The organism is Oligoflexus sp. (assembly GCF_035712445.1).
GTDB lineage: Bacteria > Bdellovibrionota_B > Oligoflexia > Oligoflexales > Oligoflexaceae > Oligoflexus.
Genome location: NZ_DASTAT010000053.1, coordinates 38,273 through 59,438, shown reverse-complemented (window position 1 = coordinate 59,438; position 21,166 = coordinate 38,273). Strand labels below are relative to the sequence as shown.

Below are 21,166 nucleotides of genomic sequence, written 5' to 3'. Positions count from 1 at the left end.
GTTTTGAAGCCGGGATTATTGTTCGAACGTACAGGTGCTCACGAGTTGTCTCTTCACAAGGTCAAAGCGGGTCGAGCATTCCAGGTTGCGGAGTTCCCAGCGGCGACCGCCTTCCACTGCGCGTGACAGAGCCGCGTTTTTCCGCAGGACTTTGATGAACGCATCGGTATCATCCACATCCGTCGCCACGAACAGCCCGCCGCCAACCGAGAACTGACAAGTCTTCAGGCGGGTCGAGTTTTCACAGAAAGCTTCATCGGCCTGAAAGAAGGACGATTCGATCGAGGATTGTTCCTGCAGACCGGAATTTTCCAGAGCGGTGATCATGACCTTGGCGTCGTCGCCTTTGACCTTGAAGAAGGTGGGGGCGATGGTGAGGGCCATGGCGGCGTTTGCAGCGAAGAACAAGGAGACGGCGGCGGCGATCATGGAAAGACGTGTTTTCATAAGGCTATCCTTTTATTTCGAGATGAGTTGCCCTATCAGGCAGGTCCGAAACTAGGCGATCGCCCGCCGAAGATCCACTTCCAGCAACTGTTGGGTGCTGACGTGATTTGATGTGAGAAGGAGAGGACGGGCGCAAGGTCCGTCAATGCGTCAGAAACGCCTGGATTCAGCCCGTCGCCCGGGGCAGATAACCCATGCAGCGTTCCTGGTTCAAGTTTTCGCCGAAGACGTCCTGCTGCACCCCGAAGGTTTTCTGAATGCTGTTGAGCAGGCGATGATGGGCCACCGGACAGTTCTCCGCACGAAGCTGCGTGATCTCCTGAATCCCACCGGGCGCGTAATCCACGAAGCGGCCCATCTTGAAGGTTCCCATCTTTTCCCCAAGACCGCCGGCCAAAACATAAGGAAGCCGACCACTGAAGTGCGAGGCCTGGTCCGCGAGCTGCGTTGTCCAAACCACGAGGGTGTTATCCAGAACAGTGGAACCATCCGCTTCCCGCGTGGCATCCAGGCGCAAAAGAAAACGGGCGACAGCCTTGGCCACCACGGTCTGACAATCGCGCACCATAAGCTGCGGGGCAAGTCCCGCGTACTGATCCCCGACCAGCTGCGCATGGGCCACATGCTGATGATAATCCATGATGGTCATCGAACCGATGCGGCCGCCGCGATTATCGTAGGTATCGACCGGCTTGCCGACAAAACCATCCTCGACATTACCATGATGGATTTTAAGACAGGCGACCTGCGTCAGACCCAGGATGAGTCCATCCGCGATCAGATCCAGGTCCTTCGTATAATGATCGTAAGGCCCTTCGATCGCGATATGCTTTTTATAGTCAGGCAGACCCAGCGGGCGGGTGGGAACAGGAATCGGCAGCGTCACGATCGGTTTCACAGCCAAAGCATCGAGCTGCCCTTCCAGGGTCATCAGATACTGATCGAGTCGCATCTGGGCATCAGCCCCCAGCCTTTGCCGCAGGAGTTTGGCATCGGCGATCTGCTGCTGAACGAGGGACCTTCGGTATTCCTGCAGAGCCAGGAGCGAGGTATCCTGCGTCGGCGGCGCGTAATCACCGAACAGCGCATCGAAGATACGGCCCGGCGTTCCCACTGCACTGATGGGATAACCCGGTCCCGCATAATAGTATTCACTTCCCGGACCACCGTCGCCACCGATCATCGCGTAAAGCGGCCTTGTTTCCTGCAGCTCGCGTATGATCGCCCGATCCACCGAAGGACCGCGGGCAAAGTTGGGTTCACCCGGTTTGGAATTGGCCCAGGCGGTGAATGTCGTGGATCGCGCCTCGTGATTTTCGACACCGAAGGCGGCCGCATAGTTGCCGACACCATTCAGGATTAAAAGTTTCGAGCGAAGAGGAGCCAAAGGTTTCAGAACAGCCCCATCGAATTCCATGCTGAAGTCGGTTTCCCCACCGCGTGGACGCCACCAGAGACTGGAGCCTCCCGATTCACCGCAGATGAAGACCACGCGTTTGATCGGACCTGTGGCGGTTTCGCTCTGAGCCATGGCGAGGCTTCGCGCCAGAGGCATGGAAATCGCAAGTCCTCCGATGCTTTTCAAGATGGAGCGGCGCGAGAGGCGAAAATCACGGTGTTTCATAAAGCTTCCCCTGCACCGATCAACGGGTGCGCATATAAAGCGATTCGGTGGTCATGATATCCCGGAAGTAATTCGTGAGGCTTTCCTTGCTACGCGCGTCTTTTCCCAGATGCTTATCCGCCAGCTGATCGGCGGTCACGAGTTCCCCAGCGTTCAAATCGCGACCCAGGACATAACGCAGAGCATTGCGCGAAAAACAGCGGGCGAACGTGGTCGACTGGACCATGCTTTCCGCAAAGTCCTTGGCTGAAACCGTGGAAATGATATCCCATTCGCCACCCAGCCCGACTTTAACCTGGGAAGGAATGCTGAGCGCATTGAAGTCGACCAGGGAATTGGTGTTGGCGCCAAAGCCATCAAAGGTATGAAGGGCAAGGCCGGCTGGATCAATGAGTCGATGGCAGGCGGCGCATTCGGGTCGGGCCCCATGCATCAGAGTGAGTTTGATATCGTAGTTGGGATCCAAAGGCGAAAGCTCCTTGGGGGCGGCGGCTTCCAAGGTTCCCGGCGGAACGCCCATGCCCTGGCAAAGGGCATTGCGGATGATGCGGACGCCCCGCAGGATCATCGAGCCCTGACCGTTTTTGCTCGTGGACGTGAGGAAGGCCTTGCTGGAGAAAATTCCATAGCCATCATTGTCAGGATTGGGTTTTGAGAAAAGAGCCCGCAGGGTTCCCTCGCGTAGCAGAGTATCTTTGACGAACTGATGCGCGGCATCCATCTGATCCTTGGCTTTCTGCCGTGACCAGCTGGGATCGCCTTGGATATCCATGCTTTCCAGCCCATAATACATAAGCCACTGGCTGATCATGGTCGCAAGGGAATCGGCAAGGGCCGGGGATTGAATGATCTCGTCGATCAGTTGCGGGAAACGCGCCGGATCATTTTCAAAATCCGCCAGGGCTTGGATCTGCTCAAAGGTCGGCGGACGGTGCTTCAAATTATAGGCAATCGACGAAAGTTTTTCCCAGGATGCCAGAGTATAAGGTGATGCGAGGGATTTTTCATCCTCGCCGATTTCACTGCGGAAAAGAAAACGAGGATCAAAAAAGATCTGGCTCATGAGCTGGGAAAAGGCCGGCATCTCAACTGTGGCATCGAGTTTCGAAATCGCCCGCGCCTGGGTGTCGAGCAGCTGACTCTCCTTGGGCTCCAAAGGCCGGCGCCAGGCATGAGCGGCGATACGCAGCACAAGACGCGCGCGGCAGTCGGGAGACACGAGGGCATCACACTGCAGAAGAGTTTTTGAAACGAGGGACCAGTCCATGCCATCCATCAGAGCGCTGATGTCACGGCTCAGTCCTGCGAGGCTCGATGAATCATTCAAAATTCCATAGGAATTGCGAAAGATCTGGGATTTGCTGGACTGCTCCACGAAACCATCAAGCTCAGGCGGTGCGGGAAGCAAAAGCACATCCTGCAGGGAATTCTGGATTTCCATTTTCGACAGCGGCCGCAGATCGAACTGGGTGGGCTGAAAACTTGTGGGTTCAGCTGACGCCTCGGCTGCAGCCGGAGTCGCCGGAGCGTTCGCGGTTTTTCCCTGCATATGGCGGACCGAGACTTCCTCACCGACGCAGGCTGTCAGCCAGCATGCGAAAAAGCCAAGTTTGAACTTTGATGCCATGGGTTTCTCTGTGCGCAGTTTATAAGCAGGCATCGGCTAAACTGGGGGCGAATTTAGCCTTGGCTGTATGAATTGGCAGACGCCCAAATAGAATGCTATTATTTCAGATACTTACAAAACTTTTCATCTTCGCTTGCACGTCAGCTTCCCGGCCGGCTATCATCTTTCTCCTTAAATCTTTGTATGGTCATGGAAGCCCAATGGACAAGACGGCGCTGAAAATCATCGAGACTCTGAAGCTGGCCGAAAGCCCCAATCCGGAGCTGGCGCTCTCGTCTCTTCGCATGGCCTCGCGTCTGGCGGGCGGGTCCTTGTCTTCGTGGCTGGAATCCTTCGCATCCGGCTGTATCAGTAGCCGGAGTCCTTTGGATCTGAAGCTGGAAGATGAGATCGGCACCCTGAGGGATGAGATCGAATGGCTGGGGCTTATGCTGCGCGCCCGGAATGAAGATATCAAGAATCTGAAAAAGGAGATCGCGGCTTATCGAAAAGAGCCCGGCGAAACCTTCGATGACAAGGAACCGGAAAAGGTCGAGATTCAAAGGCTCAAGGTCGAGCTGAAGAATGCTCAGAAAGCACTCGGCCTTCTGACGGGTTTTGTCGATGAACTCTTTCAATCCATGCCGAAGCCTACGGATTCTCCGGACGCGGATTCAAACGCCCCTTCCTGACATTCGACTGCAGATCCTGCAGAACCACATTCAAAGCGCCGACCGAAAGAAAAATCTCCAGCATGGAAAGAACCAGGGACGCCAGCATCAGACAGAGGCTCAGAAAAAACAGCCCGGCACCCCAGTTTTCCCACTCCAAAAACAGCATCAGCATGGATCCGACGCAGGAGCTGATCGCTGTCACGCCCAGGGCCTGCATATCCCGAATCAATCGCACCCGGCGACGCAGATTCTGAATCTGAAGCAGAAGATGGTCTTCCTGGGTGGATTTCCAGACACCGTGCAGCGAACGAATCAGGCTCGCAATAGCCAGGAAACGATTGGTATACGCCAGCATCAGAAGCGAGATGGCGGGGAAGAGCAGGGCCGGAGTAGAAACATTGAGACTCATGAATAAGCTCGGCTAATGAATGGATGAGATCGCTTCAGGGACAGCTGCACATAAGCACTGATAGCAGGAAAATGCCAGTCCCCACTGCAATTCCGAGAATTTTCTGGGGGATAGCCGCATGCGGAAAGTCCAGAAGAGATTCTTGTTTTAAAGGCGACTTTGGGATGCTGACTTGCCCTTGGCACCGGGACGCTGCATGTCAGACTTTTGAAACTCATGCCTCGCAAACAAGGAGAATACTGTATGCTCAGATTTCATCGCGCGCTGTTCATCCTTCCCATGACGATGGCTTTCCCCCTTCTGGCGGTCGATCGTCCTGCGGCCTGCACCACGGGATTCAATAAGCAGTCCTTCGATCAAGGCTACAATCAAGGCAAAAACCTTATCAATCAACTCTTCCTGAAACTGGGGACGGATGATCTGCAGCGCTGCCAGCGCAATGATCAGTTCGCGAGCGATGTCACGACCAATATCCAGCGCCTGACTCTGCCGGCCAACGCCACCGACTTTGTCGCCTGTCGGCATTCGGGTTTGGCTTACGGAACTTATGAGGCCCTGCTCGCCATCAACAGCAAGTGCGACTTCGAGTGCACCTTCAACGGAGAACTCATCGGCGAACTTTCGGCGAAATTCTACTGCGACTTCGCCATTACTTTTGATGGCTATCCCGCTGATCCGAACTGGGTTCCTCGGAACGTATTCACAAGCTGTGATTATTCCTTCACCACATCGTGCGACATCAGATTCAATGTCGAGGCGGATCAATTCGTGCAACCCATCACCACGCTTTCATGTAAGCCCTATATTGATTTCGCGCAGGATTCCGCTTACCTTCGGACCCGCGGCCTTTCCTGTGAATTGCCACCGCCCTTTTATTTGAAGTCAGCCGTTCTCTAAAGGAAAAACCTTATGCGAATACACTCATTCTCCTGGGTCATTATTCTGATCATGCTGCATCAGAGTCTTCCTGCCTTCAGCTTTTCCTGTCAGGAGGGCATCCAGGCGCGCACCTTTGAGGAGGCGGCCCAGGAGGGTGAGGACATCATCGGGAAGGTGGGATCGAGTCTTTTGGAAGACTGCGCGAATCATGAAAAAGTTATCAAAAAGTTGGAAAAGAGTATAGAAAAGGCCTTGAAGACCAAAGAGCGCGACCGCTGCAAAAAAGCGGGACTGGCCTTCGGGATCTTTCGCAAATTCAAGAATATGAATCAGCTCTGCAGTCGCGGCTGCCTTTATAACGGCCGGTTGATCGGCGTATTGGGAGCACGGTTTTTCTGCGATATGGCTCTGGACTTCGGCACCTGGGATGATCCCACGGATCTGGACGTCGCCTTGCAAAACAGCTGCGATGTTCAGTTCGGAGGCAACTGCCAGGCCTATTTCAATCAGGAAGCGGGTCAGATCTGTGCCTCCTTTCTGAATGATCCCAATTTTATCAGGAGCCGGGATCGCTTCTGCAGTCTTTCCGGCCCCTAATGATGCAACCCTTACTGCACAAGGAAACATCCCGATGAAGCTTCTCATGAGTGGACTTTTGATGGCCATTGTTTCAATGGCCCCTGCGGCCTCGGCTCAGGGGCTTTTCGCCAGCTGCAAGGATGCGGAAAATTATGCTTTCAATCAGGCCAATCAGTTCGGACGTGCGGCGCTGGATGGTATTCGCTGCGATGCGTCGCGCCAGGAGTGGGTCCTCACCAAACTCAGCGATTTGAACGAGCGCTTTCTCTTGAACGTGATGGAATCGGGGGAGCATAAGGCCTGTGCGCACAGCAGCTTTTATGCCTCGCTGATCGACGTCATTCGCGAAAAATTCCAGGGCTGCGCCAGCCAGGGCGTGGCGGAATTCAATTGTCTGAAGCCTGAGTATTTGGGACGGCTCGTCGGTGGCACGGTCAAGCAGCTGGAACGGGATCTGGGCCCCGCCGCAGCGCGCCCGGTGGGGCAGCGGACCTTTGCCCGTCTCGATGCCTTTGTCTGTGGGGCGAGCAGCAATCCCCAGGCCGCGCGTGATGCCTGCTGGAATGCAATGAAGGCGGTCTATGGCCCTACGGTCAGCTCTTTCTTCCAGGAATCCTATAACCAGGTCTGTAACTTTTAATAGACTTTCAACCGGAGGACACCATGCTTCGCAATCTTGGATTTTCCATCGCAATTTTTCTTTTCAGTACACTGAGCGCCTTGGGGGCCCATCCCATCAGCAAGGATCTTTATGGAACATTGGAGCGGGATATTCGAAAATGCCCGAGCCCCCTCTGCGGCGGCTATTGGTTCACGCCTGTGAATGGAACCGGGCAGACTCTTTATGTCAGCGGCCTCAGTTTTCCGAATGGGGGGGAAGACGCGCCTTTTCCCGATGATCAGGATCTGCCGCGGCTTCTCGTGCAGGGTCAGCTGACACCTCCTGAGCCCCAGTTTCATACATCGAAGCTTCAGATCACGGCTCTTTATCAGACGAAAGTTTCACCCCCTGCGTCCCCCGCTCTGGCGTTTTCGATCAGCAGGCCTCGCGTGCCCCCGCATAACTGTTTGGTCGCGCCCTGTCCCAATATTCTGGCCCAGAGATTGAATCAGGACGTGATTCGGGAATTTGATCGCTTTGAATTTGTTGGTTTTGAAGCCTCGCTGACGACAGCCATGCTCCAGAAGATGGCCTTATCACCTGACGTTATTGAAGCGGGAACTTTTGTGAAGGGCACGGTGAAGTATCCGGGTGGCTATGAAACCATCTATCGCGTCGTCGCTCTCTATGAAGCGATCAGCCTTGACTAGGCCGCGGCTTCATCCGGTGTCGGGATGATTTGAACGAAGCAGGTCGTGGCCTCGCTATCGTCCCGCACCTTGACCCCGAGCGCCTGCAGATTCATCAGTTCAAAGCGGGAACGCATGGGCTCCGAAAGGCTCTGATGAACGCGTTCCTGGAGGATGATGGTGCTGGCCTCGGTGGTGAAGACCCTGATTTCCTTCCGCAGGGCTTCATAGCGGGTGGCCAGGACGATGGCTCGACCATAAAGGTCATAGACCTGAACACCTTCCTTGGGAAAGAAACTTTCCACGCGATCCAAAGCAATACCGCAGCAGCATGTTAAGCGTCGCAGGTCGGGAAAGCCCGCCAGGACCTTATGGAAAATCCGCACGAATTCCTGAGCCAGGCCCACCGCGACCTCGGAAACGGATTGACCGCCCGCTGTATGGAAGGGATAGCCGACTGAACAGAGAAAGCCGTCGCCGGTTTCCTTGATACGGTACGCAGGCGCCTCCAGAGTATGCGGCTGATAGCCCTTCATCATGCTCGCGTGGCATTGGGCGAAGAGCTGACGTAAAAATTCCTGCATCGTGTCGTGATCAGCCTGGGAGCTCGACACGATATCAAAGGCAATGACCGCGGCCGTGCCCTTGCCTACGGGCATGGTCTTTTCCAGCTGCTCCCCATCCATGATCTGCTCCAGCTGATGGGGATAGATGATTTTTTTCAGCTGATCGAAGGCATGATCCTGCCGAGCCTGAATCGCCACCCGAACCGCTTCCGCCTGGGTCGCTTCCTGACGGCGCCGCTGCCTCTCCTCGCGCCACCATTCGCCGATGGCCAGTGAGAGCAGTATCATTTCCACACAGCCGGCCGCAAAATGCAGCGTCAGGGTTCGGCCCATATCAAGATCGAGCAAACCAAGATCGGCAAGACTCGCGACACCCGAACCGCTGATGATCAGCATCCAGGCCAGAAGCAGGATGCGTGCCGGCTTATAGCCGTCGCGCACGACCAGAACAGTGCAGACGATAAAATGAAGGGAGCAGAGCGCAAGAGCCGCCGATATAAGCAGATTGGCTTCCGCTCCCCCTGCAAGGTGATAGACGAGGAGGAAGGCAAGCGCGATCTTGAGACCCTTCGTGACTTTATCAAGACGTGGTCCGTGAGCCCTGAGATTGAGAAACATTCGCATGAACGTCAGCGCCGCCAGGATACCAAGCGTCAGAAAAAGGCGGAATCCCGCGTTCGCCAGCCAACGGCTGAGCGCTGGATCGGTAATCACCAGCTGCGAGATACCGATCAGACAAAATTCTGTCAGGATAAAGAAGAAGACATAGAAGCAATAGGGCGCGAGAAGAGCAATGCGGGTCGACAAAAAGAGGATCAGGTTATAGCAAAGCAAGGCCACCGTGATGCCAAACAAAAGTCCGATCAAAAGGGATTCGAGGTTCATCATGCTATTGAACGAGGTGGGGTCCCAGACCTTGAAAGCCACGCTGACGAGTTCGGTGGTCTCCATTTTTATATGGAAGAGATGCACGCCAGGCGGAAGGTTGCTGCTGAAGACAGGATGGCGATAGCGGAGGTTGCGGTCGGCACGGGGGACCTTATCCCCCAGAGTCTGCATCCATCCGCCTGCGCTTTCCGCGGCGATGAGGGTGATGCGATCAGTCAGGGCATAATTATTTTCAAAGTAAACGGTCCGGGCGTGATCACTCGGATTCAGCACCTGGAAGCGGAGCCAGAGCGGGGCATGAAGGTGCCCGAAATTACGAAAGGGTTGAGCGAGCCTCCGCCAGGCAGCATCGGGCGCTGCGCTTATGCTGGACGCATCATACTGCCTTTGGGCATCCACCAGGTACTCCACAAACGGGCCCAAGGCCGGCCCGTCCATGGTGTCCTGGATTTCAAAAATAGGCCCGGGACTGGCGAGAGCTGTTCGCCAGAACCCAAGGAGGATAAGAATAAAGAGAGACTTCACCATATCTGCCGCATCGGCCTTTGGGGTCGATGCCGCGAGAGGCAGATATTGCCGGCGTTAGACGCCGCATGGTCTCCAGCCGAAGGTGGCTTCGAACTTCACATCAAACTGCTGGGCGCTGATGCTGATGCTGGCGCCTGGACGGGTCACCTGACCGTTCACAGCAATGCGCGAGGTGAAGAGGCCACGAGGATTGCGGTTGGGATTACACCAGTAATTGGGTGGTGCGATCACCGCGAAGTTATCCACGCGGTCCCGGGTCACCAAAGCCTGGTTAAAGTCCATGCCTTCAGGCAGAGTGATCTGGAAGGGCGAGACGCTGTAACCGAAGAAGGTGCTGTTGGTCGTGATCGCCCCGCGGCTGCCGTCTTTCGACTTGATGCCGCCGAAGGTCAGAGATTGCTTCAGCTCAGCCAGGTAAATACCTTGGGCGACTTCAGCCCCTGCGCGGATCGCACAGTATTTGTTGGACGATCCGGGAGGGAAGCCAGCAGTAAGATCGACTCCCAGACTGTCAAACACCCAGCTTACCGTATCACCGAACACAAACACTTGAGTGTTGCTGGAGTTGCAACCACTCCCGGCCGGCGTCGTCGGAGTCCACTTCACAGTGTCGCCATATCCCAGCTGGGAGAGAGCCAGAAGTCCACCGACGAGCATAGGTCCACAGATGAGTTTTTTCATGATAATGAGTCCTTTCATAAGATTAAAGCTTTGCTGGAAAGCAGCGCCTTTAATATTAGACTCAATGCATTCTGGAATGACGATCTTCTCATGAGGAAACCCTATGACTGAAACTTTTTTCTGTCAATGAATTCTTCAGCTCCGCCGCATGCGGAAATTTACCTGCATTTTAATGCGAAGCTTCGCGTCAAGGACATGGGGCCCAACGAATCGAAGCCGCATATTTGATATCGAAAGTTTGCGCGCTCAGGGCCACGCTGCCTTCTCCCCCACTCACCAGCTGACCGTTCACCGCTATCCTTCCTTTCAAATGTCCTTTCGGATTACGGTTGGGTTTACACCACCAATTCGCTTTGGCGACGGACGTTTCCTTATCACTCAGGGTTTCGCTCACAAGAGGCCGGTTGAACTCCATTCCATTGCGGAGCATAACCTTGAAGGGCTTGATCTGATGCCCATAAAATTGCGCGAAAGACATGATCGAAGCCTGGCTGCCCCATTGCGTTTTGATGCCGCCGTAGGTCAGGACCTGCTGAAAATCCGTCACATAATTCCCCTGATCCACGCGTGCATCAGCAGACACGTTGCAGAATTTATTCATGGCCTTGGGGCCACCGCCGGCATCACTCAAATTGATACCCAGGCTGGAAAATACGTAGGATATCTCATCACCGAAGATGAAGATGCCCGTGTCGTCTGTTCTACATCCATTACCCTGCACACTCCCATTCATCCACTCCACGGTCTGGCTCCAGGCTGGAGCGCCGAAGCTCATGCAGGACAGCACCGATATGATTCTGAGATCTTTTATCAGCTGTTTCATGGAGAACCTTTCTTCATAAGGAAACTGATCGGAATTATGTGTTTCAACTTTGGTGCCATTGGATTATTTTACAAGCGATTTTACTAAGTGAGGGATTCCGATGATACGAATGAACTGTACCGTTCGCTCCCTGCTTTGGAGTCTTCTGGCCACCGCGAACATTTCGGCTTCCGCACCTGCAGAGCCCAACGCGGGACAGACGTTGAATCCGATCATGCTATCGAATGGTGGTAACGAATCTCAGGTGGCCGTTGTGAAGTGGGCCGCCTTCGGATCAGGATGCCGTTCCGTGGAAGAGATGGCGAGCAAGGATAGGAATGTGATCTTCAATATCCATCCGAAAAATGCCGTGAAGACTCCGAATCTGACCTTTGACCTCGTCTTCCCCGATTACAGCCTGAAGAGTGGCAAGCAGGTGGACAAGGACAATGCGCTGGAGTTTTACTCGGAATGCGCGCTGCGCTTTGCCATCCGTGGTCAACCGGGACGCAGGGTCAAGAAAATCGAGGGGAATGTGAAGCTGGAGCTGCAAAAAGACAAGGGCGCGAGCCTGATGGTTTTTAATGAGCTGCGCTTTGGACAGTTCGGCAGTGATGAGCGGAAACTTGACTATGACGAACAGACTGAAATCAAGAAGACTGTCGTTGATGTGAACCTGGCCAAGGATCTGACTGCAGTCCGCAGCGATGGAAAATCCAGCTGCGGGACCGATCAGGTGCTCTTCTACGACTTTACCATGTATGCGAAGAAGACCAACAAGGCGAGCCAGGTGTCGGCGAGTTTTCAAGCTCCCAAACGGGCGAGCGTCCGTCTGGAATTTGAAAACTGCACAGCGACTTAAGCCTCGCAGACCTGCGCTCCGCGGGCATAGGCGGGGCGACTTTTGCAGCGATTGAGCCAGTCTTTCACCCGCGTAAACTCCGCGAGCTGAAGGGCGTCGGCCGCTTTGTAAAAAGCATCCAGACAATCCACCCAGGGGTAGTGAGCAATATCCACGATGGTGAAGTCCGAACCGGCGATGTAGGGAACCTCGGCGAGGCGATCGTCGAGCACCTTCAAAAGACGCCGCGTTTCCTTTCTATAGCGTTCCACCGGATAGGGATGATCGCACTGCTCCTTCGCATACACAAAAAAGTGCCCGAACTGCCCAAACATCGGACCGATATGTCCGACCTGGAAGAAGAGCCACTGCAGGGCTTCAAATCGCTCATGGGCCCGGGTCGGCATCAGGCGTCCGGCCTTCTCAGAAAGATAAAGAAGGATGGCACCCGATTCCATGAGAGTCAGCGGGCGGCCATCGGGCCCCTTGGGATCGACGATCGCCGGAATCTTGGAGTTGGGGCTGAGGCGGATATATTCAGGTAAAAACTGATCGCCCTTGCTGATATCAACCCGATGCGCTTCATAGGGAATTTCCAGCTCTTCCAAAGCGATACTGACCTTCTGCCCATTCGGCGTCGGCAGTCCATAGAGCTGAATGCGGTCGGGATGCTGAATCGGCCATTTGCTGCTGGTTCCTGTCATGATCGTCCTCCACGTGTGCACGTTCCGACGACTATCGCAGGATTGGTCCAGGCTGACAATAGAGGCAGCATGGGGCCGGTGTTTTCGCATGGCTTTTCCGTTGCGAACATCATCCCCGACGCAGTAAAGTTTTTACTCACCCACCAAGGAAGAATCGCATGCAGAATGCCCTGACTCATATTGCCATTTATGGAGATGCCGGCCGTGGCAATTCCGAACAGTTTGCCCTGGGTCGCATCATGGCGCGACGGCATGCTTTGAATCCCTTTCGCTTTGCGCTATCGACCGGCGACAATCAATACGACCCAACGACCCCGGAGCTGATGCAGCGTATTTTTGAAGAGCCTTTTGCGGAATTGATTCAGGCCGGTGTGCCGTTCTTTCAAACGCCCGGCAATCACGATATGGACGAGGATCGCATCAGCGAACAGCTTCAGTATAGTCAGCGGGTGAATGCGCTGGCTCGCGGTCAAGGCGGTTGGGTGCTGCCTGCCGCAAACTATGTCATCCGCGACAGGTTTGTGAAAATTATTGTGCTGAATGTCACCGCGGCTGGCAGTGAATTTCCCCAACCTGCGGAGGCGCTCCAGTTTTTGGAAGCGGAGCTGGCGGAAGAGACCAGCGATTGGAAAGTTGTATGCTTTCACTATCACCTTTGGTCGACAGGTCTCAGGGGTGATCATGAGGAGATGAAGGCCGTGTTTCTTCCTTTATTGGAACGCTATCCGGTGGACTTCATCTTTGCCGGGCATGAGCATCACGCTGAAATTTTCGCGCCGTGGAAGGGCATGCAGTTTGCGATCGTCGGCCATGGATCGGAAATTCGCGAGCATGTGATGCCCAGCGATCAGGAGTGCCTCTTCCGCACCAACGACATTGGTTTTGTGGAGCTCAGTCTGGATGCATCCGAAGCGAAGCTGGTCTTCGTCGATCGGCACGGGCAGGAAATCTGGAAGAACAAGACGAGCAAGGCGCAAGCGATTCCACTGGCCTCAATCGCCCCCGCAGCCCCCGCAGCCCGAGCCGCCGCAGCCGGAACCACCACCGTCGCCCGCGTCTCCTGATCCTGCAGAGCCGGAGCTATCGCTGGCGATCCAACCACCGTCGCTCGATTCCAGCCGCTTTTTTTCCGGTTCCAAAGCCCAGATCACATGACCATAGGCGCTGCCATTCAGCGCCGCGATCCCCCCAAGGGCCACGGCAAGCGGCTGTTCGCTTTCCGGCGGCGCACGGCGAATGTGATCATATTTCACCGCATAATCCTGGAGCAGCTGAAGGCCTTCCCTGGTTTTTCGCTGACAGCGTTGGATGGCCTTGTACCAAAGAATGCCGGCAGGAATCATAAGCAGGACGAGAAAACCTATGGGTCGATGGTTGATCAGACCCTGAAAAATACGGACAAGGCCCAGCAGCAGGACAAATCCATAGCCCAGGCTGATGACGGTCGGTTGAAAAGATGCGGCGTCACGCGTTTGCAAGAGACCCCATTTTTGCAGATCGCTTTCATACGAAGTCAGGGAATTTTCAAGCTGCTTCAAAGCGAAAGCAGGACGAGGCCGGCTCGCGAAAAGACCCGAGAGAGGGTCAGTGGACTCCGGGCTTTTGGGTTCATAGCGCAGCTCGTTCTCATTCCAAAGAATGATTCCATCCTGAAGCGCGCGGGCAAAGACAGCCTGGGCGGCACGCGGCAGCCCTCCGGCAAGGATCGCCCAATGCTCCAGTCGCAGCCTTTCGGGGCTGACCCTTGGCTGGCCCGAGGCGGGTGGACGGCGGGGCCAAACCAGAGCGGAAACAAGGGCGAGAGTCACGGCATAGAAGAGGAGAAAGTGGGTTCCATTGAGTTCATACGGATTCAAAGTCATCAAAATCCTTTCCAGGGTTTACGAATCACCCAATAGCATTGGCGATTGATTCGTTGAAATCGGCCGGGCTGAAAAAAACGCTCCTGCGAGCCGGGCCAGATGTTGGGATCAGGCGGCCCAAACCAGTCGGCATAGATCTGGAGGGTCGCCGCATATTGCTCACGAAAACGTCGGCCATCGGCTGCCGATCCACTGGTGGGCCGATGGTGCAAGGGCCGTCCAAGAACCTTGGGGCAAAAGACGTTCCAGTAGTCTTCGGTATAGGTCAGATGAAGATGCCAGGCCTCGTCCACATCCACGCTGGGTGTGAGGCTTCGATCCTGGATGCAGGAAAGGAAGACGAAACGCTTGTATTCGAGGATCACGCGTTCACCATAGGCAAGGGACCAGCGTTGTTCCCGGCAAAGGCGTTTATGAAAATCAAGGGCCTGGGGCGATTGCAGAGGATGCGCTTCAATTCTCTGCCAGAGCGGATTCAAATCAACTCCTGTTTGCAGTCAGAGTTCACGAGGATAAGACGCGTTTGCCGGCCAAAGCTTGCAGCCCTCCAAAATTTTTCATAAAGCCATTATGGCTTTATCTTCCAGGCCGGGTCCTTCATAGCCAAAGCGATCCAGAAGGGTATCGGCCGCCAGACGGCCGGGGTCGTCCTCGTGGTACTTCACCTGAAACGCAGCGCACTTCCGCCTGAGCGCATGCAAGAATGCAGCACACATTTTACAGGGCTTAAGCGTCGTTTCGAGTTCAAAACTTTGCAGGCGATCCGGGGGCTGCGGCCGCTCACTCAGATAACGGCCGAGGCCGAATATCAGGGTCAGCTCCGCATGCAGGCATTGACCCAGCTCGGAAAAATTGCGGGAATGAAACCTATGTTGTTCGCCTGCAATGACGACCTTGGCCGCGGCCGTGAGCTTGCGGGGCTGCAGTTTGCCCGGTATTTTAGGCAATTCCGGATGCCGGGGAACCTTGTCAAAAGCATGCCCGGCGTCATCAAGCGTCGTGAGGACGCGCGCAATCGGGTCGATGACTTCCATGGGCCTGGGACTTTCATCAGGATGCGAGCGAAAACGTTTGCCTAAAATACGCTTGGATTCCTGATCTATAAAACCCGGTGCGGACGAAAACCACAGAGGATGGCGCGCGCAGAGCCAGGGCATGCTGTCGGTCAGATGCATGCCGATCAGCAAAAGAGCACCAGCCCCCTGCTCCTGAAAGGCAAAATAATCAAAGCTGACGCGGGGCGGCAGAGTCCAGTGAAAAGTCTTGGGGGATGCGAGGAGGCTCGGAAAATCGCTCATGGCCCTGAATAAAGCAGAAAACGCCGGTTTCAGCTACCGGCATTTATGACGCAAAAACATCAGGGCATGCAGCGTGGGCCGCTGCTGGTGCGGGTTACGGGCTTGCTGCAGGGATTGATGCCAAAGTGAAAATGGGAGACGTGGCTGAATTCCCAGGGGTCGGTGATCCCGCTGAAGCGGAAGGACTTCGGCACCAGGGCCCGCGTGATCGCGCTATCCAGGTAGGATTCCATTTCGTGGATATAGCTGAAGCCGGAGTAACGATGCGAGCTGACGAGTTTGGCTTCAGTATAGAGCATGTACACAAACCAAAACTGGGCTTCGTAATCGATCGGTGAGGATTCGTTATTGGGATCTTTCAGAATATAGCCCATGTCCACATCCAGACCATTGCTGTGCGCATCAGGGGCGCCCGACGGATTCGAATAGGGGTGATTGCTGTTCACCCGTAAAACAGTCACGAAATAGCCTGGAAAAAGGATATTCACGAACTTCGCGGATTTTTTCAGAAGCCAGTGGAGGGGGCCATAGCCATAGATGTTGTTGTAGCTATTTTTATCGAAGGCCTTGAGCGTTTCATCCATGGGCATGGGCTGAAGATCGGCAGCATAATAAACGGGATTGCGCGCTTCTTCCGCGGCCCAGGCATTGAGTGCGATCATGGCCTTATCCAGTTTTTCCTGGGTGACCGCTGGCTGGCACCACCAGGCTTTGCCGCAGGCGGCAGGATCCTGCGCCGCGAAAAGTTTCGGCGCGCCTAGGCTTGCGATCATAAGGCTCAGTCCCAAGAATCGTCCTGCATTCATCAGTCACGTCCTGCTTGAGGTTAGGGAATTTTTAAAAGGCAACGTCGACGGGTTCAGCTGAACTCTGGCCTTCACCATCACCCAGTTCACCGAGAAAGCCATTGCCCCAGCATTTGATCTGGCCGCTTTCCAAAAGCGCACAGGCATGACGGGCACCGACCGCGATTTCCATGGCCCCCGTCAGGCCCTCGATTTCGATGGACCTTTGCGTGGTATAGGCAAACACATTCTGGGCCTGCGTCGGGGAAATCAGCTTGGCCGTGAAATGCGGTCCGCAGAGTCCATGCAGACAAACGCCCCAGCAGCGCACCCGGCGATTCGGAGTAATGCCGCAGGTGGTCTTCCGCGCCGTCGCGATTTTGATGAAGGATTCGCCGCTCACAGGGGTCCAGACATTGGCGACGGTCGCAAGGCCGGTCTGCTGATACCAGTTATCCCCGCGGCAATAGAGCTGCTGGCTCGCGGTGACAAAGCAGGAATGCTGATCGGCCATCGCGAGACTCATGGGGACTTGCGCTGCGCTCAGATCGACCCAGGGATAGGCTCTTTCCGTGGGCAGACTGAGTGTGCCCCAGCATTTGATTTTATCGCTGAATGTGACAGCGCAGAACGCACGATCGCCCGCATGGATTTCCTTCGCGGGTTCTTCGAGGACGCTTACTTTCTGGGCCACTCCGATATGATGGGCGACGCGGGTCGCTGCATCATCTTTCTCTCCATCACCCAGTTCATAGTTCGCGCCTGTGCCCCAGCAGTAGACATCACCCTGATCGGCCAGCGCGCAGCTGGTGATCTTGGTCGCTGCAATCTGAACGATCTTCACAGCATCCAAACCCAAAACGCGGGTGGGTGTCGTCACGTTATAAAGCTTGGCCTGGCCGCTGAAAGTGAATTCCCGTCCCGAACGACCGTTGCCGACGGCTCCCGTTTGATTATAACCCCAGCAGTAAACGGCTCCGCTTTGCTTGATCGCGCAGCTATGCAGATCGCCTGTGAAGACGGACTGATTATCCTGGCCCAGGGCTTCGATCATGAGCGGTTTCGCCCCGTTTTGCATGTCCCCCTGCCCCAGCTGCCCGGCAAGCCCATAGCCCCAGCAGTAAACAGCGCCATCAGCCACCACACAGTTGTGATGCTCACCGGCCGTCAAAGAGCTTTTGCCACCATAACTGAGAGGCTGACCTTCCATGCGGGTGGGAAGCATCGAGGAAGGGTCAGGCTCGGCCATGGAGCCGAGATCCTCGATGGTCTTCGACTGATCCAAAAGACCGTTTTTTTCCGAGCAGGAACCCGTCATCGCCGCGAACAAAACGAAGCCGAGGGCAAAGCGCATCGTGGATGGCCCCTTTATTCCGCTGGTAAATATTACTGCTAAGGCAATGTTAAACGAAAAAGATTAATTTGTCAGTGTGGAATGCGCGGCGAAATTTGCACAGGAAAAAAGCATGGAAAATCGGCGAAAAAAAACAGGAGGGGCCTGAAAGCCCTGCTCCTGTTCGCTCATCCGCAGAACATTTTCAGTCCGCGTTGAAGACGAATTCGCAATTCACGGCAGTCTGCAGCATGTCCTTGGCGACGAAGAGCTTATAGGTTTCGCCTTGTTTCAAAGGCTCGGGCTTTTGATCCAGGGCAGGAACTTCCTGCCGCCCCCCCATCGGCCTTGTGCCGTAAGGGATTCCCGAAACCAAAGGCTCGGCCGCGGAAATCATGCGAAGGCTCCAGATTGTGCCTTCCGGACGATGCAGCGAAGGTGGTCCCAAAGGATTTTCGGTTCCCTTCTTCATGATATAGACGTAACGCGCCGCAGCCTGCCCCCAATGCACGCTGCCGTCCGCATGCACGCCCAGTCCGGGTTCGCAGGCCGTCGTGGGTTGATCCTTCACGACATCAAAAATCCCGCCGGGAAAACGTCTCTGCGCGCGCAGCTCATCCGCTGTGATCCCGCGACGCGTCGCTTCCGCCATGAAAAAGGCTTTAAAACGCTCGGGATCCTGGGTCGGCACGGCGGTTTTCGACTGATCGAAACCATAGTTATCCTTGGGATCGAAACGGGCGAGTCGGTGAAAATCCACGTTTTCGCCGGTGAAAACGGCGAGGCCGAAGGCCGAGAGCTGATCGGCGAAAACTCCGGGAGAATCGAGATCCCACTTGGTCGATTTCACCCCGGATTTGGCCGTGTGGCAGCAGGAGCAGCCGACCGAACGAATCTGCGCCACGACCCAGCTGTATTCCTTTTTAAAGACCGGATCCTGAAGCCTCGGATCATTGGGATCATCACCGCCCTTGGGCGGCACGAACCAATAGGGCCTTTGCTCCCGGACCACTTCGCACTGGCCGTAATCGACGAATTCCTGACCGCCGGATACCGCGCCCGCTATATAATTCTGCACGCAAACGTGCCCTTTGCCTGTCTTCGAAGGCCGGCACGATTCAAAGGGATAAGGATAGGGCGCTGCGGATGCGGCGGCTGCACCCAGGATACCACTGAAGGATAGAACGGAAATCAAACGGGTTGTGACCATGAAAGAGCATCTCCTTGTCAAAAATTAAAGGGCCGTGCCCAGGGATTCGCTGCTGGTTTCGGTCAGAAGAGTTCCGAGCTGATCCTTCTCGATATCATAGTTATAGGTGCTGACTTTTTTGGTCATGAGGGTTTGACGATTTTGAGCGTTGCCCGCTTTGGTGGCGAAGGTGAGGATCTGAATTTCATACTGCGGCGCGTAACCGGCCTTATCGATCAGAAAGCCTTCGAGGTAACCGACCGAATTATCCTTCCAAACGAGGCGATCCGCCGTGAGTTCCAGGATGCGCAGCTGACGCGCGTAGCCGAGCATGCTGGAATTCGGAGCATTATCGGCAATCTTCTGGCAGTTCCCCACCAGCTCATTGGTGGTGCGCGTCATCTGCCGCAGAGCACACTGCGAGGTCTGCGTGTTTTGCTTGATGACGGGCTCGCCGGTTTTCTTGCCGTTCGAATCAACCGAGTATATGAAGCGTTTAATATTATAGGTTGATTTGAAAGTGAGCCCGCCAGCCGGGTCGAGCTGCATTCCAAAATAAGAGACGTCATACTCATAGTCGACGATCTTATCCTGATAGGGTCTATCCTTGCTTGATGAGACAAAAATTCGACCGGCAAGATTTTGCGTAAAGAAATTGGCAAACGTGACCAATTTATCCTGACTACTGAGTGGGGCGGGATTCAGCTCCACAGCGGCTTGGGCTGCGGGCGACAGCAGAAACGTCGTCAGAAGAGTGGGAAGAACGACTCGTGCATAAACTTTCATCAAGGCTCCTTTTTTCACGCGGAATGCACCCTTTGCATACGGGTTAACACGTGCCTTGACTCTACAATTGGTTTTCAAATAATCAATCGGGAAAGCCATGAAGCTGAATATGACTGGCGATGAAAATTGTTTAGTCGCTTGCGATTTAAATGGGAAGCGGCTTTACACGCTCCGCGATGCGGTCTTGGGTGATCACATCATGAAGTTCGTCGGCGAGTCGCTGGCATTCGCGAAGCACGGTCCGCCAGTATTGGAAGCGTTCCGCGTCACGCCCTTGAAAACGCATGAAATCCGTGCGATCCGGGATCTTTTGATAAGGAAGTTTGGCAATGAATTCCGGTGAGGGTGCAATCACCAGAGCATGCGCCATGCGTCCCGCATCCGGTTTGCGCCAGGGCAGGTGCTTATCAAACCAGCCGGGAATCAAACGCTCTTCGAAGTGCGGGAAGAGCACGAGCTGATCATCCGTATCTGGAAGAAAGGGGACGTTCAGATGATAATCCATAATTCCACCATCGCGATACACACCTGCGGGTGCGCCGGCAATCCGTGAGATGCCGGACATCACAAGGGGAATGGATCCTGAGGCCATGAGCGCATGACGTGCGTTGGCTGCGGTCAGGGACACAGCCTGAGCCGGAAAGGATGGAGCCGTAAGGTAAGGAGGCTTCGACCGCGGATCGTAGAAAAGGGTGCGTTCAAAAAATAATTTCAAGGCGCGTGAACTCACTATATTCCCAAGGCCGGCTCCTCCAAGGCCAAGTGAAAGCATGAGCTGACGATCACTCGCGGCAGGTCCGCGGGAACGCACAGCCAGCATGCTGAGCCGGTGCGTGGGGTGATCCACCATCGACTGAAGACCTTCCTCGGGTAAAAACGCATCGAGCACCTCATAGCTCCGTTTCGTCACCTCGGCCGCGCTGGGTTTGGACTGATAGGTTTGCGCGATGTAGGCGTCTTCAAAACGTGAGATGGCATGCAGGGGCTTTTGCTGCGAGGCGGCCGCAAAACGCCAGGCACCGATGGACGAACCCAATAGGAAAAGAGGATCACGCCGTTCCCGAAAAAACTCACCGAAGATCACGCGGTCCAGTTGGCTCAACACCAGCCACTTCGGGCCTCCTGCCGCCCCGGCGACAACTTTGAAGGCGTCGGGCCGCATCCCATCGCGGCGAAGCTGATGAAGGGCTTTGCTCCCGGCTAAAAAGCTCAAATTGGACATGCGTGCATCTCCCAAACAGGTGGTCTTCATGAGACAAGGACCATAATGCATCAGCGCACAGAATTCCAGCTCATCCTGCCATGCAGGCCCGGGGAGCTGTGCATAAAACTCAGGGTTGTGCGCGAAAAAAATCTCGTTTCCCCCAGGTGAACTTGCTAGGCTCTGCTTGTTTC

General features: G+C 55.1%; 23 protein-coding genes. 7 read left to right on the top strand and 16 right to left on the bottom strand.

The features are described from left to right. Window positions 1-15: 15 nt before the first annotated feature. From VFO10_RS10545 to VFO10_RS10535, 3 genes are all read right to left on the bottom strand, one after another. Window positions 16-447: a hypothetical protein gene (locus VFO10_RS10545; protein ID WP_325139802.1), complete on the bottom strand. Its 432-nt coding sequence runs from the start codon at window positions 445-447 to the stop codon at window positions 16-18. A gap of 166 nt (window positions 448-613) precedes the next feature. After that, window positions 614-2,071, bottom strand: a complete 1,458-nt coding sequence (locus VFO10_RS10540; protein ID WP_325139801.1) for a DUF1552 domain-containing protein — start codon at window positions 2,069-2,071, stop codon at window positions 614-616. Between the two features lie 19 nt (window positions 2,072-2,090). Then, window positions 2,091-3,698 (bottom strand): DUF1588 domain-containing protein, encoded by a 1,608-nt coding sequence (locus VFO10_RS10535; protein WP_325139799.1) that lies wholly within the window; start codon window positions 3,696-3,698, stop codon window positions 2,091-2,093. 200 nt (window positions 3,699-3,898) lie between these two features. Between VFO10_RS10535 and VFO10_RS10530 the strand changes: the two genes are divergently transcribed. Next, window positions 3,899-4,369 (top strand): hypothetical protein, encoded by a 471-nt coding sequence (locus tag VFO10_RS10530; protein WP_325139797.1) that lies wholly within the window; start codon window positions 3,899-3,901, stop codon window positions 4,367-4,369. Here the strand turns inward: VFO10_RS10530 and VFO10_RS10525 are convergent. Continuing rightward, entirely contained in the window at window positions 4,329-4,760 is a 432-nt protein-coding gene (locus tag VFO10_RS10525) for a DUF2721 domain-containing protein (RefSeq protein ID WP_325139795.1), read from the bottom strand. The two genes, VFO10_RS10530 and VFO10_RS10525, sit on opposite strands and share 41 nt — an antisense overlap. A 243-nt stretch (window positions 4,761-5,003) precedes the next feature. On the opposite strand from VFO10_RS10525, the gene VFO10_RS10520 reads away from it, so the two are divergent. The 4 genes from VFO10_RS10520 to VFO10_RS10505 are packed head-to-tail and all read left to right on the top strand — an operon-like array spanning window position 5,004 to window position 7,529. Beyond that, window positions 5,004-5,657 (top strand): hypothetical protein, encoded by a 654-nt coding sequence (locus VFO10_RS10520; protein WP_325139793.1) that lies wholly within the window; start codon window positions 5,004-5,006, stop codon window positions 5,655-5,657. Between the two features lie 12 nt (window positions 5,658-5,669). Beyond that, window positions 5,670-6,236, top strand: coding sequence for a hypothetical protein (locus tag VFO10_RS10515; RefSeq protein WP_325139791.1), 567 nt, complete (start codon window positions 5,670-5,672; stop codon window positions 6,234-6,236). A gap of 34 nt (window positions 6,237-6,270) precedes the next feature. Next, window positions 6,271-6,858, top strand: coding sequence for a hypothetical protein (locus tag VFO10_RS10510; RefSeq protein ID WP_325139790.1), 588 nt, complete (start codon window positions 6,271-6,273; stop codon window positions 6,856-6,858). A gap of 23 nt (window positions 6,859-6,881) precedes the next feature. Further along, entirely contained in the window at window positions 6,882-7,529 is a 648-nt protein-coding gene (locus tag VFO10_RS10505) for a DUF6748 domain-containing protein (protein ID WP_325139788.1), read from the top strand. Here VFO10_RS10505 and VFO10_RS10500 read toward each other — a convergent pair. From VFO10_RS10500 to VFO10_RS10490, 3 genes are all read right to left on the bottom strand, one after another. Next, entirely contained in the window at window positions 7,526-9,490 is a 1,965-nt protein-coding gene (locus tag VFO10_RS10500; protein WP_325139786.1) for a 7TM diverse intracellular signaling domain-containing protein, read from the bottom strand. The two genes, VFO10_RS10505 and VFO10_RS10500, sit on opposite strands and share 4 nt — an antisense overlap. Window positions 9,491-9,544: 54 nt before the next feature. Then, window positions 9,545-10,171, bottom strand: a complete 627-nt coding sequence (locus VFO10_RS10495; RefSeq protein ID WP_325139784.1) for a hypothetical protein — start codon at window positions 10,169-10,171, stop codon at window positions 9,545-9,547. 187 nt (window positions 10,172-10,358) lie between these two features. Then, the gene (locus tag VFO10_RS10490) at window positions 10,359-10,994 is read right to left on the bottom strand and encodes a hypothetical protein (RefSeq protein WP_325139782.1); all 636 of its coding nucleotides are present in this window, start codon (window positions 10,992-10,994) and stop codon (window positions 10,359-10,361) included. A gap of 100 nt (window positions 10,995-11,094) precedes the next feature. Between VFO10_RS10490 and VFO10_RS10485 the strand changes: the two genes are divergently transcribed. Continuing rightward, window positions 11,095-11,835, top strand: coding sequence for a hypothetical protein (locus VFO10_RS10485; RefSeq protein ID WP_325139780.1), 741 nt, complete (start codon window positions 11,095-11,097; stop codon window positions 11,833-11,835). Here VFO10_RS10485 and VFO10_RS10480 read toward each other — a convergent pair. Further along, complete coding sequence (locus VFO10_RS10480) at window positions 11,832-12,518, bottom strand: glutathione S-transferase N-terminal domain-containing protein (RefSeq protein ID WP_325139778.1); 687 nt, start codon at window positions 12,516-12,518, stop codon at window positions 11,832-11,834. The genes VFO10_RS10485 and VFO10_RS10480 overlap by 4 nt on opposite strands. Window positions 12,519-12,676: 158 nt before the next feature. On the opposite strand from VFO10_RS10480, the gene VFO10_RS10475 reads away from it, so the two are divergent. Further along, window positions 12,677-13,582 carry a metallophosphoesterase gene (locus tag VFO10_RS10475; protein WP_325139776.1) on the top strand — a complete coding sequence of 302 codons (906 nt, stop codon included), beginning with the start codon at window positions 12,677-12,679 and terminating at the stop codon, window positions 13,580-13,582. On the opposite strand, the gene VFO10_RS10470 is transcribed toward VFO10_RS10475, so the two are convergent. The 8 genes from VFO10_RS10470 to VFO10_RS10435 all read right to left on the bottom strand — a co-directional run bounded on the left by VFO10_RS10470 (window position 13,511) and on the right by VFO10_RS10435 (window position 20,993). Continuing rightward, window positions 13,511-14,380: a TIGR04222 domain-containing membrane protein gene (locus VFO10_RS10470; protein WP_325139774.1), complete on the bottom strand. Its 870-nt coding sequence runs from the start codon at window positions 14,378-14,380 to the stop codon at window positions 13,511-13,513. The two genes, VFO10_RS10475 and VFO10_RS10470, sit on opposite strands and share 72 nt — an antisense overlap. Then, window positions 14,380-14,859 carry a hypothetical protein gene (locus VFO10_RS10465; RefSeq protein ID WP_325139773.1) on the bottom strand — a complete coding sequence of 160 codons (480 nt, stop codon included), beginning with the start codon at window positions 14,857-14,859 and terminating at the stop codon, window positions 14,380-14,382. The genes VFO10_RS10470 and VFO10_RS10465 overlap by 1 nt, the downstream gene beginning before the upstream one ends. 78 nt (window positions 14,860-14,937) lie before the next feature. Next, window positions 14,938-15,678 (bottom strand): Bd3614 family nucleic acid deaminase, encoded by a 741-nt coding sequence (locus tag VFO10_RS10460; RefSeq protein WP_325139771.1) that lies wholly within the window; start codon window positions 15,676-15,678, stop codon window positions 14,938-14,940. 59 nt (window positions 15,679-15,737) lie between these two features. After that, window positions 15,738-16,484, bottom strand: coding sequence for a hypothetical protein (locus VFO10_RS10455; protein ID WP_325139768.1), 747 nt, complete (start codon window positions 16,482-16,484; stop codon window positions 15,738-15,740). Between the two features lie 31 nt (window positions 16,485-16,515). Next, the gene (locus VFO10_RS10450) at window positions 16,516-17,817 is read right to left on the bottom strand and encodes a hypothetical protein (protein WP_325139766.1); all 1,302 of its coding nucleotides are present in this window, start codon (window positions 17,815-17,817) and stop codon (window positions 16,516-16,518) included. A gap of 184 nt (window positions 17,818-18,001) precedes the next feature. Next, window positions 18,002-19,006, bottom strand: coding sequence for a hypothetical protein (locus VFO10_RS10445; RefSeq protein WP_325139763.1), 1,005 nt, complete (start codon window positions 19,004-19,006; stop codon window positions 18,002-18,004). Between the two features lie 24 nt (window positions 19,007-19,030). Then, a complete protein-coding gene (locus VFO10_RS10440; protein WP_325139761.1) occupies window positions 19,031-19,771 on the bottom strand; it encodes a hypothetical protein in 741 nt (246 codons plus the stop codon). A gap of 145 nt (window positions 19,772-19,916) precedes the next feature. Continuing rightward, entirely contained in the window at window positions 19,917-20,993 is a 1,077-nt protein-coding gene (locus VFO10_RS10435) for a hypothetical protein (protein ID WP_325139759.1), read from the bottom strand. Window positions 20,994-21,166: the final 173 nt, after the last annotated feature.